The organism is Sphingopyxis sp., from assembly GCF_050916055.1.
In the GTDB taxonomy this organism is placed as follows: Bacteria; Pseudomonadota; Alphaproteobacteria; order Sphingomonadales; family Sphingomonadaceae; genus Sphingopyxis.
Genome location: NZ_CP051527.1, coordinates 3397199 through 3410440, shown reverse-complemented (window position 1 = coordinate 3410440; position 13242 = coordinate 3397199). Strand labels below are relative to the sequence as shown.

Here is a 13242-nt window from a genome sequence, read left to right as displayed (position 1 = left end):
AGGCGCGGTGCCCGCACATGCGCCGTTGCCTCGCCCGAATACCAGCAAGAAAGAGGAAACGATATGGCCGACATGACCAAGACAGACAACTTCGCGGGGCGCGTCGCGCTCATCACGGGCGCGGGGCAAGGAATCGGGCGGGTTTTCGCCAAAGGCTTCGCGCGCGCCGGTGCGAAAATCGCCATCGTCGAACTGAACGAAGACAGCGGACGGTCGGTAGCGGCCGAGGTCGAAGCGGAATGTGGCGCCGGCACCGTTATCGCCATTCGGGCCGATGTGGCCGATCCGGCAGCCGTCGACGCCGCCGTAGCGGAGACATTGGAAGCCTTTGGCCGCATTGACATCGCCATCAACAATGCGGCGATCTTCTCGACGCTGAAAATGCGGCCCTTCGAGGAAATCCCGTTTGACGAGTGGAGACAGGTCATGCGCGTGAACGTCGATGGCGTAATGCTGGTGTCCAAAGCGTGCGCGCCAGTGATGCGAGGCAATCGTCATGGGCGCATCATCAACATATCGTCCGGGGTGGTGACTATGGGCCGGCCGCACTATCTACATTATGTGGCTTCCAAAGCGGCGGTGGTCGGTATGACGCGCGCCATGGCGCGTGAGCTCGGCATCGACGGGATCACGGTGAATGCGCTGCTTCCGGGCGCAACCTTCACGGAGATCGAGCGCGAGACGGTGACGCCCGAGCAAAAGACCCAGATATTGAACATGCAGTGCATCAAGCGCCACGAGACCGCAGACGACTTGCTTGCCGCAGCGCTTTACCTCGCGTCGGACGGCGGAGAATTTGTGACGGGCCAGTCGATAGCCGTCGATGGTGGTACGACGTTTCGCTGAACAGGCCCGCAACGAGGCGGGCGGAATGGCCAGCCGGGTGCGGACGGCATCCTGTCGCATCTCGCAGCTATGACTTTGACAAGCCCGATAGGAAAGCTATGCCATCTGTACGTTCGGCCGCATGAGGGTCTCGGCAAGAGGTGTAGCAGACACAGTGGCGGACATTTCCCCAGTTCATGACAATTCGCACAAGCCACAAGGCGAGCGCAGTAGAAAGATGCGGGCTCGAATCCTTTCGGCCGCTATCAATCTGTTGCGCGAGAAAGGTTATTCGGCGTTTCGCGTCGCAGACGTTGCCGAAAGCGCAGGCGTGTCTCGCGGAGCGCAGCTTCACCATTTTCCGACAAAGGACCAGCTAGTCGCCGCATGCCTGGAGCAGGTTTTTTCGGCAGCCCTGGAGAAGGCGACCGTTGCCGCGGGTAAGGCTATCGAAGATGACGGCCTCCTCGAGGCTGCATGCGACGATGCCGAGGCATTCTTCTACGGTGAAGATTTTTTGATCGCGCTCGACCTCGTCATCTCGGGAAACAAGCTTCGGGCCCTCGCCGACGATGTTCGCGGTATGTCGCAGCAACGACGCGTCGGGGCCGAGCAGGTATGGGTCAGCCGTTTTGCCAGGACCGGCCTGTCTCCGTCTGACGCCGAAGACATATTGTGGCTGCTGTGGAGCGTGCTCCGCGGATTGGCGGTGCGGGCCCAGATCGGAAAGGACCCCGAGCGGGCAAGGCGCGTCACCGAGCTGACAATTGCCTTGCTGTCCGGCTATGCGCAGTCGCTGCGGGAGCGGAACGACGGGACGGGCGGCCCAGACGCTATTGGTTGAAGCTTGCGACGACAAGCTTCTCGCCGCGCTGCGATTGCTGCCGAACCATCGGTCCCGTTCCCTCAAGCCGCGTAGACATTACCATAGCGTTCGCGCAGTTGCTTCTTGTCGATTTTCCCTGTTGCCGTAAGTGGCACCGCGCCGACGAGGATGCGATCGGGCAGCTGCCATTTCGCGAATTCCGCGGATAGGGTCGAGAGAATTTCCTTTTCGTCGGGAAGGATTCCATCATGAGGCTCGACGATCAAGAGCGGGCGCTCTTCCCATTTGGGGTGCGGTATGCCGACGACCGCGGCGATCTTGACCCCGCTGCACCCAGCGGCAACATTCTCAAGGTCGATCGAGCTGATCCACTCTCCTCCCGACTTGATGACATCTTTGGTGCGGTCTGTGATCCGCATGAACCCCTGGGCGTCGAGCGTCGCGACATCGCCGGTATCGAACCACCCGTCGACATCGGTGCAATCCGCTGGCTGGCGAAAATAGCGCTGAACCACCCACGGACCCCGCACCTGTAGCGCGCCTGCCGTCGCCCCATCATGGGGGCAGGGGCGCCCGTCTTCGCCCAAGATGCGCATCTCGACGCCGAACTGGAGCCGTCCCTGCCGCGTCCACAATATATCCTGCATCGCTGCCTCGCCGAGGTCCGCGACGGCCGGCGTCGGTGTTGCGATCACGCCGAGCGGGCAGGTCTCGGTCATTCCCCAGAGCTGAAGGACATCGACATCATGGTCGGCCTTGAAGCTTTCTGCCATCGCGCGAGGTACGGCGGAGCCCCCGATCATAATCCGCTTGAGCGTTCCCGTGTCGCCGCCGGTTGCCTCGAGGTGGGCGAGATACATGGTCCAGATCGTGGGCACCCCACCGGTAAAAGAAACCGCCTCCCCTCGGATTAGGGCCTGGAGGCTAGGACCGTCCATGCGGTCGCCAGGAAGAACGAGCTTGGCGCCGCAGAGCGGCGCCACGAACGGAAGGCCCCAGGCGGTGGCGTGATAGAGCGAGGAGCAAGGCATCACGCAATCGAACGACGTGAGGCCGAACGCGCTCGCCAAGCCCGCTCCCATCGCATGCAGAACGACTGCCCGGTGGCTGTAGAGAACCCCCTTGGGATCGCCTGTGGTCCCCGAGGTGTAACAAAGAAACGCCCCGGAATTTTCATCGATTTCGGGCCAGGTGATCGAGACCGGTGCCGACGCGAGCAAGGGCTCATAGGCCAGCGCCCCGAACCCCTCGCCGACGCCAACGCCTTCGTCGGACAGTACGATGTATTTTTCGATATGCGGGAGGCTGGGCGCAATCCGCTCGACGAGCGCGGCGAGGTTGGGCTCGAACGCCAATATGCGACTCTCGGCATGGTTCAAGGTAAAGATCACCTGATCGTCGGGGAGCCGGGGGTTGGCGGTGTGAAGCACTGCCCCAAGGCCCGGGACCGCGTAGAAGAGTTCCAAATGCCGGTGCGTGTTCCAGGCGAGCGACGATATCCGGTCACCGCTCCCGATCCCGGCAAGGGTGAACATGTTGGCAGCCTGCGCTACCCGGCGGGCGAGCGCTGCATAATCATAACGCCACAACCGATCGCTGCCGATTTCGCGCGACACCACTTCCCGCGTTCCGTGAGCGTCGGCGGCATATGTCAGGATCGTGCCGATCGCCAGTTGCGCAGGCTGCATTTGTCCCGTGATCGTCATGCATGCATCCTTCGACAAGTAGCAGTTGAACGGACCGTCTTTACGCGACAGCAAACAAAGTCCGCCAGCACAAGCCACCGAGGCTCATGCTGGCGGACACGGCGGCAGCCCGGCCGCACGCGATCCGCGGGATCAAGCCCTTGGACCGCGTTTGGGCGCGTCAGAACCGGAGTTCGGCGCTGACGCCCACTTTTCTTGGCTGTTCGTAAAAGCCGTCAGTGGCCTGCGCCCCGACACGAATGGTCTGGAAGACCTTTTCGTTGGTGAGGTTGGTCGCCCAGAGGCTGAACTTCCAGCGATCACCGGTTGGGGCAAAGGATATCGACGCATTGGTAAGGGTATAGCTCGGCTGGGAGAAAATATTCTGGAAGTCATAATAGAGCCGGGTCGAGTAGAAGGTGTTGACCGAGACCCCAAGGCGCCCTGCATCGAACTCATGGCCCCAATCGACCCCCAGGTTGAACGTCCACTTCGGGGCGCGGGTCATCACGTTACCCGACGCGTCCGCCGGGGCAACAGTGTTGCCTCCGTCGGGGCGCGGGAAAAAGCTCTGCGCGAGCGGAAAATCACGATAGCGCGCGTGGCTGTAGGCCGCCGAGCCGCGGATGTTGAGATCGTCAATCGGTTGGATAATCGCCTCGAACTCGCCGCCATAGATTTTGGCGCTCGCTGCGTTCTGCAGGACGTAGCTCGGACCCGACGCGTCTTTGGCCTGAACTTGCAGATCGTCGTACGTATAGTGATAAACGGCGAGGTTCGTGCGGAGCCAATTGAAGGGGTCGACCTTGATGCCGGCCTCCCATGCCTTGATGTTCTCGGGATTGACCGGATTCGGCGATGTGCCCGCCATATTGTAGACGCCGCTTTTGAATGCGGTGCCATAGCTTGCATAAATGCTTCCGTCGGGTGCGAACTGGTACCGGACTGCGCCGCGATAGTTGAACTTGTTGAACGACTTGGCGGTCTTCGGAACGACCAGATTTCCATTAACGACCTGTTCGAAGGTCCGCCGCTCGGTGGTGTACCGCGCGCCAACAGTGATGAACAGGTCGTCGACGATCTCGTAGGTTCCTTCGGCAAAGCCCGCGAACGAGCGACCCGATAGTGCGGGATCAAGGTTGAGGGTGGTCGGAGGGATTCCAGGCCCCGGCGACGTGACGATATCCAACCCAGAATGGCCGCCGAACTGGTAGAAATAGCCGCCCAGGAGCCACTGGAATCGGCCGGGGTCGGCAGACGTGAACTTGATTTCCTGGCTCCCCGATTCCGTCGCAAATGTTGCAGGGAAATTACCGAGGAAGATGTTCGAGGCGTCCGAATCGGTTTCCTGATACCAGCGCAGATTCATGAAGCCGCTCGTCGCCTCAAGGTTGAAGCCGTCGAACTCGAGTTTTACATGCAGCGCCGCACTCCAGCGCCGTAAGTCCAGCGTCGGAATGCTGGTCAGTGACGCCTGCCAAGCGTCGGTCGGAAGTATAACGCCCGGGAAGCGACGGCCCGCCGTATTCCCATTGACCGGCTGGGGCGAATTGGTCGTGCTGTTCTGGTCGAAGAATTCGCCGGTCAGGATGACCTTGGCATTGTCGGAAGGCTGCCACAGCAGCTTGCTGCGAAAGTTGATCACTTGCTGGTCGCCGAGCGTGCCGCCGCGCACCAGATCGTCGATATAGCCGTCGTTCTTGCGATAGAGGGCGGCAAAATCGGCAGCCAATTTATCGCTAAGGCCGCCGGTGATATAGAAGCGGGCATCATAATCGCCCGCGTCCCTCCGCATGCGGCCGTAACGCAGCGACGCCTTGCCGCGCAGGTCAAAACTGGGGTCGGGGGTAATCACGTTGATCAGGCCGCCGGTGGCGTTGCGGCCAAATGTCGTGCCTTGCGGTCCGCGCAGCACTTCCACGCGCTCGACCTCGACAAGATCGATCCAGTTGGCGGCCGACTCTGGCTGGTAGACACCATCGACATAGGTGGCGATGTTTGGCTCGTCGCCGATCGAGATGCCGGTCGAACCGACACCGCGAATGACGGGCTGGAACACGCCCATGTTGCGGCTTCCGATGAACCCGGGAACCACCTGGGTCAACGAGCGCACCGTCGAAACATCTGCCGCCGAGAGCGAATCGCCGGTGATCGCGGTCACGGCGACAGCAACGTCCTGCAGACGCTCCTCGCGGCGCGTGGCCGTCACGATGATGTCGGAGATACCCGAACTCGACTGCGCCTCGGGCTCGGGTTCGGCAGCCGGGGCCGTATCCTGGGCTTGGCCGGCCGCGCTCCAGGCCAGTGCGAAAAGTGCGATGCCGCTCGCGAGGGCGCGCCCGCTATTATATCTGTTGGTCCTCATGTCCATTCTCCCTCTCCCTGATTCTTTTTTTCAATTCGTCCGCACATGCTCTTCAAGAAAATCCAGCCGGTCGTTTCCCCAGAATATCTGGTCGTCGACAAACATAAGCGGCGCGCCGAATACGCCACGGGCGTAAGCTTTCGACCGCGCTTCGCGATAGTCGCGCTTGCCCTCTTCCGAGTCAGCAAAGGCGAGGGCGGCATCGGCTTCGAGACCCGCCGATGCCGCCGAGGCGCGCAATTCGTCCCGGTCTCGCGGATCGATTCCGAGGCCCCAGATGCGCCGATAGGCATCCCGCACGAAGCCTTCGGCGGCACCATGACGGGCCGCGAAGATTGCGGCTGTGTTCCAGGCTCCGCACTCGAAGCTCGATGGAAAGGTAAGCGGCACGTCGTACCGCCGAGCCCAACGCTGCAGATCCGCGGTCAGAACCTTTATCTTCGCCGGCACCTCGCGGTTGGACGGGCCGTAATTGCCCACCGCAATCTTTGCTTCGGGGATGTCGATGGGATGATAGGCCAGCGCCCGGCCGTGCCGGCGCGCAATCTCCGGCAGCCGCAACTGTGCGAGATAGCTGAACGGGCTGATGAAATCGAAGTAGAAATCAATGGTGGCGGTCATGAGACCCTCTCTTCGATGCCCACCATCTCGCGGTAATTTTGCCAGAAGCCGATTATGGCTCCTTCCGTGACAAGATGATCCGCATCATCGGCGCCGCCGCCGCCCATCGCGATATAGGATCTTGCCTTTCTGTCCGAGCCGACCGCCTGCTGCACGATCTCGACCGCCTCGCCATCCTCCATCGAGATCATGCCCGCCGGTCCGATGAGATTCGATTGCTTGAGGCGGATCGCGTCCATCTCCGCATCATCGTCCGCATAGCCAAATTGGGTCCACACGAGTTCGAACGAATCCGGTCCGTGGGTGACGATCTGGCGAACCGCGAGCGTGTTCGAGATCTGCTGCAAAATCAGGTTGGGATAAAGGGCCAGGATGACGAGGGTGATGCCGTCCGGAAACTCACTCCGGCCCGCGAGCAGCGAAGGATCCTGGAGCGAGAAGCTCGTGTCGAAGCTGCGCGAGTCCTGATAGACTTCGCTATCGCGCGCCGCGTCGTTGCTGCCTGCCTTCGAATAAAGGAACGAATGCCGCTTGCTCTCGTCCATCAGGCATTCGCCGGTTTGCGTCGAACGATAAAGGCCGAAAGTATTGTGAAACAGATGGAGGAGGCTTGCGTGATAGGGGTCGCGCGTATTTTCGGCGTATAGCTTCCAGTTGCCGTGGATGAACTGGCGTTGATTGCCCAATATCTTGATCGGGCGGCACATGATCCGCTCGACATGCTTGGTGATGAGCGGACCGAGATAGTCCGTCAGCGGCTCCACCTCTTGCGAGAATGTCGCGAAAACCAGCCCATTCAACGCTTCGACGCGCAGCTTGACCAAGCCATGTTGCTTGAGATCGAAATCCGCCGGCATCCCCCCCTTGCCCTTGATCCCGCGGCGGAACGGGACGCCCATGAGATCTCCGTTCAATTCATAAGCCCATTGATGATAAACGCATTCGAGATGCGGCACATTGCCTTGGCGTGCGCGGCATACCGTCGCGCCGCGATGCGCGCAGCGGTTCACAACGACATGGAGGCTCTGGTCCTTGTCCCGCGTCACAACGACCGGCGTGTCGCCGATGAAGGTCGATTTGAAATCACCGGGGTTCGGGACTTCGGCCTCGAGCGCAACGAAGTTCCAGGTGGGGCCGCGGAAGAGATGCTCCTGTTCGGCCTTGTAAAAGGCATCATCCGTGAACACGGAATATGGTATCCGGCAGCCAATGGGCTCCTCGGTGTCGGTCGACACTTTACCTACGGCCGTATCTTGAACATTGAGCATATCGCAACCTCGAAATGGGCTAAATGGGGCGGACCATCAAAGTGTCGATCAGGTCCGTGTCGAAAATCGCCTTCTTTGACCGAAAAAGAAATTTCCCGGACGAAAACACTATTTCATCGACATATTTACCAGCATTATACACAAATGATCGGCCGGTGTTTCTTGTCTGGAGCACCAGATAGTTTGTATGTGCCACAACCGCATCTGAACGAACCTCGTGAATGCGGCTGGTGCTGATGATGTGTCGATAGTGATGGACCGGAAAAATGTTGGCGCGCCGGAGCGAGACGATGCGGTCTACAAGCATGCCCCTGCTGTCACAGAAGATCGTCGCAACCGGCAATCCGCGGTCGGCATTCTCTCGCGGCAATACGGAATAGTGGCAGTCCTCGACGAACAGATCGGGCCACGCTTCGAGCTGATCGTCGTCAATCAGCTCGGCGTGCAGGGCAATAAGGTCCGTCACTTCCCGGAGGAGCTCGGTGCGAGGCAGAGTGGAAAGGTCCATAGCCTCAGCTCTCCGGCGCACCGGGAGCGTCGATCGTCACCCAGCCGTCCTCGATCGTCACTTCATAGGTCTTCAGCGGGATCTGGCAGGGATAAGTTGTCGCGGCTCCGCTCGGAATGTCGAAGGCGCCGCCATGATAGGGGCATTCGATCGTCGCACCGTCCTGATAGCCATCGGTAAGCTGCGCGTTGCCGTGCGTACATGTGTTGGCCGTGACATAAATCTGGCCATCGACATTATAGACCGCGAGCGCCGGGAAGGCGCCTGCCGGTATCGCAACCGGCTCGCCGTCCTGGGGGGCATCAATTGGGCACAGGCGAAGTCTCTCCATTGCAATCACATCCATCTCTTGAAATATCCTAGGGTGGTCAGCCGAGGGGGATGTCCATTCCGTAGCCCTCGGCTTCATTTCCATGGCCGAAGAGGTCGCGCAGATAATGTTCCTGCTGCGGGCCCGCCTTTTTCGCTCCCCAGCCAAATTCCCACAGCCACCCTGACGGATTTGCGCAGTAGAATGTCAGCGCTTCGTCGTTCGCGTGCTTTCCGAGCTGGAGTGCGACATCGATCTTTCGTTCGCGCACCGAGTCGTGGGCAAGGCCAAGATCGTCGAGCTCGCTGTACTCGAGCATCAAATGGTTGATCCGCTTGTCCATCGGACCGAGGCCGAAAGCCACGGAATGTTGCCGGTCGTTGCAATGCATGAAATAGGGGGCGGCGACCTCACCGTTCGGCAAAGCGAGGTGGTACTCGACCGAGCCCCGCAGCCCGAGCAGCTGATAGAAGCGAACCGCCGCGGCGACATCATCCTGACGCAGGATGCAATGGCCGATCCCTTCGGCGCCGGTAACGAAACGACCGAACATCGGGCGACCGGGATGAAAAGGGCGGTAATTGTCGACTTGGGGGCCGAAGAAGATTTCGGTGGGATTACCGCCCGGATCCTTGAGCTTGGCCAAGCCGAGGACCCGGCGCTCGCGCGCCGCTTCGTCGCTCGCTATTTCGACTTCGATATTCTGGACTGTCAGCTTCTCGACAATTTCGTCGAACTCTACCGGACCCGCAACGCGCCAGCCAAGATAGGCAAGATCGTCACCGCCATCAGCATGCAGCGTGATGCGGTGATGCCATTTGTCCATTCGCAGATACGCGCGGTCGCCTTCGCCTTCATCGACATATTCCATGCCGCCGACGCCGCACGCGAAGCTCTTCCATGCATCCAGATCAGATACCGACAAGCCTAGATAACCCAGCTCGGTCACGCCCACCATATTTCGCACTCCCAAATCTCAAGCCATTTTTGGCTTTTATACGCCTGAACCAGCCTGGTTGACGTGTTGCACACGATGCAACGCGATTCGAATAGGGCAATTTAGATCATTGTGCAACCCATTGCACAATGAGCCACGCATGCTATGTTGGGTCAATCGGGATCGGAAGAGTCCAAAGAGTTGAGCCGAGAATCGTTGATCCAATAGTTGATCTTCGAATCTCGGTGTCCGGAAATGGAGGAGAGGATGTTGCAACCTGACGGAAACGGCGCAGCCGTGGCAGAGCTTGAATCACTGCGTTCGCGTATCGATGCATGGCTCGTAAAAGACGAGGGAAGCGGCCGCTTTCAGATCGACCGGGAGGCCTTTACCGACGCGGACGTGTTCGCTCTCGAGCTGAAATATATCTTCGAGCGCAACTGGGTCTTCATTGCGCACGAGAGCCAGGTCGCAAAGCCGAACGACTTTCTCACGACTTTTATCGGCCGCCAGCCCGTCATCCTGACCCGCGACCGGGCCGGGGAATTGCATTGTCTGATCAATGCCTGCGCACACCGCGGGGCGCGCGTTTGCCGCGAGAAGAGCGGAAACCGCCGCAACTTCACCTGCCCCTTCCACGGTTGGACCTATAACCCCGCGGGCCAGCTCCTCGACGTGACTGATGAGGCTGGGGGTGGCTACGCGCCGGGCTTCAAGCGGGAAGACTATGGTCTAGAACATGTTGCGCGGCTCGAGATATACCGGGGCTTCATTTTCGCCAGTCTCAACCCCGAGGTCATTCCTCTTCAGGACTATCTCGCGGGCGCGAAGACATTCATCGATCTCATGGTTGATCAGTCGGTCGAAGAGAAGCTCGAAGTGCTTCCAGGCGCTACGCGCTACCGCTATCGAGGGAACTGGAAGCTGCAGGTCGAAAATGGCCTCGACGGCTATCATATCGGCACGGTGCACGCGAATTACTTCATGACGGTCGCACGCCGGGTCGACGGGACATCGAAGAACGATACCAGGGCATTCGATTTCGGTCGCTGGGCTCAGCTCGAGGGCGGCTCTTTCTCCTTCGACAATGGCCATTGCGTGCTCTGGAATGACTATGCAAACTATCAGGACCGGCCGAATTACGAAATCCTGGACTGGTTGAAGCGCGAGCGCGGCGAAGAGCGCGCTACCTGGATGAACGGCCGGATACGCAATCTGGAGCTGTTCCCTAACGTCTTCCTCATGGACCAGACGAGCACCCAGATCCGTATCATCCGGCCCATCTCGGTGGATGAGACCGAGGTGACAACCTACTGCATAGCTCCGGTGGGTGAGAGTGACGACGCCCGCGCCCTGCGCATCCGCCAGTATGAAGATTTCTTCAATGCAAGCGGCATGGCTACGCCGGACGACCTGACCGAGTTCAACAATTGCCAGGTCGGTTTCGGTGGCGGGGCTGGCCGGATGAACGACATGTCGCGGGGATCGACACGGTGGGTGCAAGGCGTCAGCACCCACGGCGAAGCCCTGGGCGTCGATGCCATCCTTAGCGGCACGGCGGTGGCCGACGAGGGGCTTTACGTCGCGATCCACGACGAATGGATATTGCGCATGCGCGGAGCCATTGCGAGCGAAGAGGCCGAGCGCGCGTTACCCGCGAAGCCGGAGATGGCGAAATGAGCAGCGAAGTTGCGCAATGGACCGCGATCCAGCGATTTCTCGGGCGCGAAGCGGCCGCTCTCGATGCCAAGGATTGGGATAGCTGGATCGATCTATATCATCCCGATGCCGAATACTGGGTCCCCGCGTGGGATGACAGCGGCCGGTTGACCCAGGACCCAAGGCGCGAGATTTCGCTGATCTATTATCCGACCCGGGCAGGGCTTGAGGACCGCGTCTATCGCATTCGGACGGGCCGGTCGTCGGCCAGTTCGCCGGCCCCGCGCACTTCCCATATCTTTAGCCTGCTCGCGGTAGACCATGAGGACGACGTCATTCGGGCGCGGACGAATTGGTCGGTGACCTCGGTCTTGGAGGATCGGCCGACCGTCTACAGTGGGTCGGCCATTTACGATCTCGAACCGATGGGCGACGCCTTTGTGATAAAACGCAAATATACCGTCGTCATCAACGACCTCGCGCAGACGATGCTCGATGTCTACAGCATTTGAAGTCGGCGTAGCGTCGCAGCAGGCCGGATCCCGGCCCTGCATCGGTACCATGGTCGGCGAGCCGGCAGGCATCGGACCCGAGGTTACCGTTCGCGCCTGGGCGTCAGGCCGCGTGCATGAGGTGTCGGTTCCCCTATTAGTGGGATCGGCGGCCTCGGTCGAACGAGCGCTTGACCTGACTAAAGTGTCGGCCCGCCTGCGTGTTATGCGTTCGCTCGAGCCGCTCAGCGACGACCCGGCAGTCATCGATATCCTGGATACAGGGGCGCTGGACGACCGCGCGCTTCCCTTCGCGAAAGATACGCTCGAATCGGGCATTGCGACCGCCAAGTGGCTAGCCGAACTCGATGCGCTCGCGCGCGACGGGGTCTTCGCCGGCACAGTGATGGGTCCGATCAGCACCGGATCGCTTAAACTGGCGGGAAAGCTGGATATGGTGATCAGCCCGACGCCGGGCGAGAGTTATCTGCTCCTCCTCACCGGACCGCTCCGTGTCGCCCACCTCACCGATCATATGTCGATTCGGGCGGTCTGCGACCTCATCACGCCCGAGTTGATCGATACCGCCCTGCAGCAAATCGACGCGGCGCTTCGAAGCTGGGGCGTCGCCAACCCCAGGATCGTGGTCGCGGGTCTCAATCCTCATGCCATCGGCGATGAGGAGGATCGTGCCATCGGTCCTGGAGTCGCGCGCGCGCGCGCGCGCGGCATCAATGTCGATGGACCATCCGCGCCCGATACCGTCTTTCGCCAATGTATCGAAGGCCGATACGATCTCGTGCTAGCGATGTTTCACGACCAAGGCCACATAGCCGTCAAGACATGGGGATTCTCGGGAAACTGCGTGATCATGATGGGGCCGCCCTATCTCCATATGTCGGTCGCACACGGCACGGCATACGATATTGTGGGAACGGGCAAAGCCGATCCATCGATGATGCTGAGTGCCATGCGGACTTGTGGGGTGCTGACCGCCGGAAAGGGATTTTCCGAGGTGGATCGCTGACGCGCCGGCCCAACTCCGGCGTGAAGCACGGCCAGGCGCGTGCTGTGCTCCAAGTCGTCCATAAGGATATGAGATGCTCCTTTACTATGCGCCTGGCCTTTGCTCGCTGGCACCGCACATCGCGCTGCGCCGGGTAGGGGCAGCGTTCGATATTGAAAAAGTCGACATGCCCACGCGCAGAACCGAGCATGGGATCGACTTCCGGTCGATAAAGCCTTCGGGAAAAATCCCTGCTCTCCTTCTGGATTCGGGCGAGCTTCTCACAGAGACGATAGCGATCCTTCTCTATGTTGCCGACCTGGCACCGCGCGCGGGGCTCGCCCCGCCGGCCGGAACAATCGCTCGCTACACGCTGACGGACAGCCTGAGCTTCATCGCCTCCGAGCTGCACAAAAGCTTCGTGCCGCTTTTCTCCAAAACCGCAGGGCCGGAGATCCGCGCTGAGGCAAAGCGGGACGCCATGCACCATCTCCAAGCGCTCGACGTAGAATTGACCGACAAGGTTTATTGCTTCGGGGACGGCTTCACCGTGGCGGACGCCTATCTCTATTGCATCCTCGGGTGGCCCTCTCGAGTGGCGCTCGATCTCGCGGGCTTCCCCGCTTTGACGCGCTACCGCGCTCGCATGGAAGAGGAGCCCGGTGTCCTCGAAGCCGTGCGAGCCGAGAGCCCGAAGTGACCGCATCCGAGGCGCCGGTTTCATTTACCGGTTGCAAACGC

At 60.4% G+C, this 13242-nt stretch carries 13 protein-coding genes; 6 read left to right on the top strand and 7 right to left on the bottom strand.

Annotated elements, in window-relative coordinates; all coding sequences use genetic code 11:
- The first annotated feature begins 63 nt into the window (after positions 1 to 63).
- Both HEQ22_RS16750 and HEQ22_RS16745 read left to right on the top strand, forming a co-directional pair.
- Complete coding sequence (locus HEQ22_RS16750; RefSeq protein ID WP_432768963.1) at positions 64 to 846, top strand: SDR family NAD(P)-dependent oxidoreductase; 783 nt, start codon at positions 64 to 66, stop codon at positions 844 to 846.
- Positions 847 to 1000: 154 nt separating this feature from the next.
- Positions 1001 to 1669 (top strand): TetR/AcrR family transcriptional regulator, encoded by a 669-nt coding sequence (locus HEQ22_RS16745; RefSeq protein WP_432768962.1) that lies wholly within the window; start codon positions 1001 to 1003, stop codon positions 1667 to 1669.
- Between the two features lie 62 nt (positions 1670 to 1731).
- Here HEQ22_RS16745 and HEQ22_RS16740 read toward each other — a convergent pair whose 3' ends face one another.
- The 7 genes from HEQ22_RS16740 to bphC form a co-directional block, all read right to left on the bottom strand.
- On the bottom strand, positions 1732 to 3357 hold the full coding sequence (locus tag HEQ22_RS16740) for a long-chain fatty acid--CoA ligase (protein ID WP_432768961.1): 1626 nt from the start codon (positions 3355 to 3357) through the stop codon (positions 1732 to 1734).
- Positions 3358 to 3517: 160 nt separating this feature from the next.
- Entirely contained in the window at positions 3518 to 5707 is a 2190-nt protein-coding gene (locus HEQ22_RS16735; RefSeq protein WP_432768960.1) for a TonB-dependent receptor, read from the bottom strand.
- A 24-nt stretch (positions 5708 to 5731) separates the two neighbouring features.
- A complete protein-coding gene (locus tag HEQ22_RS16730; protein WP_432768959.1) occupies positions 5732 to 6322 on the bottom strand; it encodes a 2-hydroxychromene-2-carboxylate isomerase in 591 nt (196 codons plus the stop codon).
- The gene (locus tag HEQ22_RS16725; protein WP_432768958.1) at positions 6319 to 7590 is read right to left on the bottom strand and encodes an aromatic ring-hydroxylating dioxygenase subunit alpha; all 1272 of its coding nucleotides are present in this window, start codon (positions 7588 to 7590) and stop codon (positions 6319 to 6321) included. Before HEQ22_RS16725 ends, HEQ22_RS16730 begins: the two co-directional genes overlap by 4 nt.
- 19 nt (positions 7591 to 7609) lie before the next feature.
- Positions 7610 to 8098 carry an aromatic-ring-hydroxylating dioxygenase subunit beta gene (locus tag HEQ22_RS16720; RefSeq protein ID WP_037557630.1) on the bottom strand — a complete coding sequence of 163 codons (489 nt, stop codon included), beginning with the start codon at positions 8096 to 8098 and terminating at the stop codon, positions 7610 to 7612.
- A 4-nt stretch (positions 8099 to 8102) separates the two neighbouring features.
- Positions 8103 to 8429, bottom strand: coding sequence for a non-heme iron oxygenase ferredoxin subunit (locus HEQ22_RS16715; protein WP_037557710.1), 327 nt, complete (start codon positions 8427 to 8429; stop codon positions 8103 to 8105).
- 37 nt (positions 8430 to 8466) lie between these two features.
- A complete protein-coding gene (gene bphC, locus HEQ22_RS16710) occupies positions 8467 to 9366 on the bottom strand; it encodes a biphenyl-2,3-diol 1,2-dioxygenase (protein ID WP_037557631.1) in 900 nt (299 codons plus the stop codon).
- 246 nt (positions 9367 to 9612) lie between these two features.
- On the opposite strand from bphC, the gene HEQ22_RS16705 reads away from it, so the two are divergent.
- The 4 genes from HEQ22_RS16705 (at position 9613) to HEQ22_RS16690 (ending at position 13201) form a co-directional block, all read left to right on the top strand.
- On the top strand, positions 9613 to 11025 hold the full coding sequence (locus tag HEQ22_RS16705; protein WP_432768957.1) for a Rieske 2Fe-2S domain-containing protein: 1413 nt from the start codon (positions 9613 to 9615) through the stop codon (positions 11023 to 11025).
- Positions 11022 to 11516 (top strand): aromatic-ring-hydroxylating dioxygenase subunit beta, encoded by a 495-nt coding sequence (locus HEQ22_RS16700; RefSeq protein ID WP_432768956.1) that lies wholly within the window; start codon positions 11022 to 11024, stop codon positions 11514 to 11516. Before HEQ22_RS16705 ends, HEQ22_RS16700 begins: the two co-directional genes overlap by 4 nt.
- Positions 11500 to 12522 (top strand): PdxA family dehydrogenase, encoded by a 1023-nt coding sequence (locus tag HEQ22_RS16695; RefSeq protein WP_432768955.1) that lies wholly within the window; start codon positions 11500 to 11502, stop codon positions 12520 to 12522. Before HEQ22_RS16700 ends, HEQ22_RS16695 begins: the two co-directional genes overlap by 17 nt.
- 73 nt (positions 12523 to 12595) lie before the next feature.
- The gene (locus HEQ22_RS16690; protein WP_432768954.1) at positions 12596 to 13201 is read left to right on the top strand and encodes a glutathione binding-like protein; all 606 of its coding nucleotides are present in this window, start codon (positions 12596 to 12598) and stop codon (positions 13199 to 13201) included.
- The last annotated feature ends 41 nt before the right edge of the window (positions 13202 to 13242 follow it).

What these genes read in the sequence shown, in the direction of transcription:
- HEQ22_RS16750 (WP_432768963.1), top strand. Translation starts at nt 64, where the DNA reads ATGGCCGACATGACCAAGACAGACAACTTCGCGGGGCGCGTCGCGCTC.
- HEQ22_RS16700 (WP_432768956.1), top strand. Translation starts at nt 11,022, where the DNA reads ATGAGCAGCGAAGTTGCGCAATGGACCGCGATCCAGCGATTTCTCGGG.
- HEQ22_RS16730 (WP_432768959.1), bottom strand. Translation starts at nt 6,322, where the DNA reads ATGACCGCCACCATTGATTTCTACTTCGATTTCATCAGCCCGTTCAGC.
- HEQ22_RS16690 (WP_432768954.1), top strand. Translation starts at nt 12,596, where the DNA reads ATGCTCCTTTACTATGCGCCTGGCCTTTGCTCGCTGGCACCGCACATC.
- HEQ22_RS16740 (WP_432768961.1), bottom strand. Translation starts at nt 3,357, where the DNA reads ATGACGATCACGGGACAAATGCAGCCTGCGCAACTGGCGATCGGCACG.
- HEQ22_RS16715 (WP_037557710.1), bottom strand. Translation starts at nt 8,429, where the DNA reads ATGGAGAGACTTCGCCTGTGCCCAATTGATGCCCCCCAGGACGGCGAG.
- HEQ22_RS16735 (WP_432768960.1), bottom strand. Translation starts at nt 5,707, where the DNA reads ATGGACATGAGGACCAACAGATATAATAGCGGGCGCGCCCTCGCGAGC.
- HEQ22_RS16695 (WP_432768955.1), top strand. Translation starts at nt 11,500, where the DNA reads ATGTCTACAGCATTTGAAGTCGGCGTAGCGTCGCAGCAGGCCGGATCC.
- HEQ22_RS16720 (WP_037557630.1), bottom strand. Translation starts at nt 8,098, where the DNA reads ATGGACCTTTCCACTCTGCCTCGCACCGAGCTCCTCCGGGAAGTGACG.
- HEQ22_RS16705 (WP_432768957.1), top strand. Translation starts at nt 9,613, where the DNA reads ATGTTGCAACCTGACGGAAACGGCGCAGCCGTGGCAGAGCTTGAATCA.
- HEQ22_RS16725 (WP_432768958.1), bottom strand. Translation starts at nt 7,590, where the DNA reads ATGCTCAATGTTCAAGATACGGCCGTAGGTAAAGTGTCGACCGACACC.
- bphC (WP_037557631.1), bottom strand. Translation starts at nt 9,366, where the DNA reads ATGGTGGGCGTGACCGAGCTGGGTTATCTAGGCTTGTCGGTATCTGAT.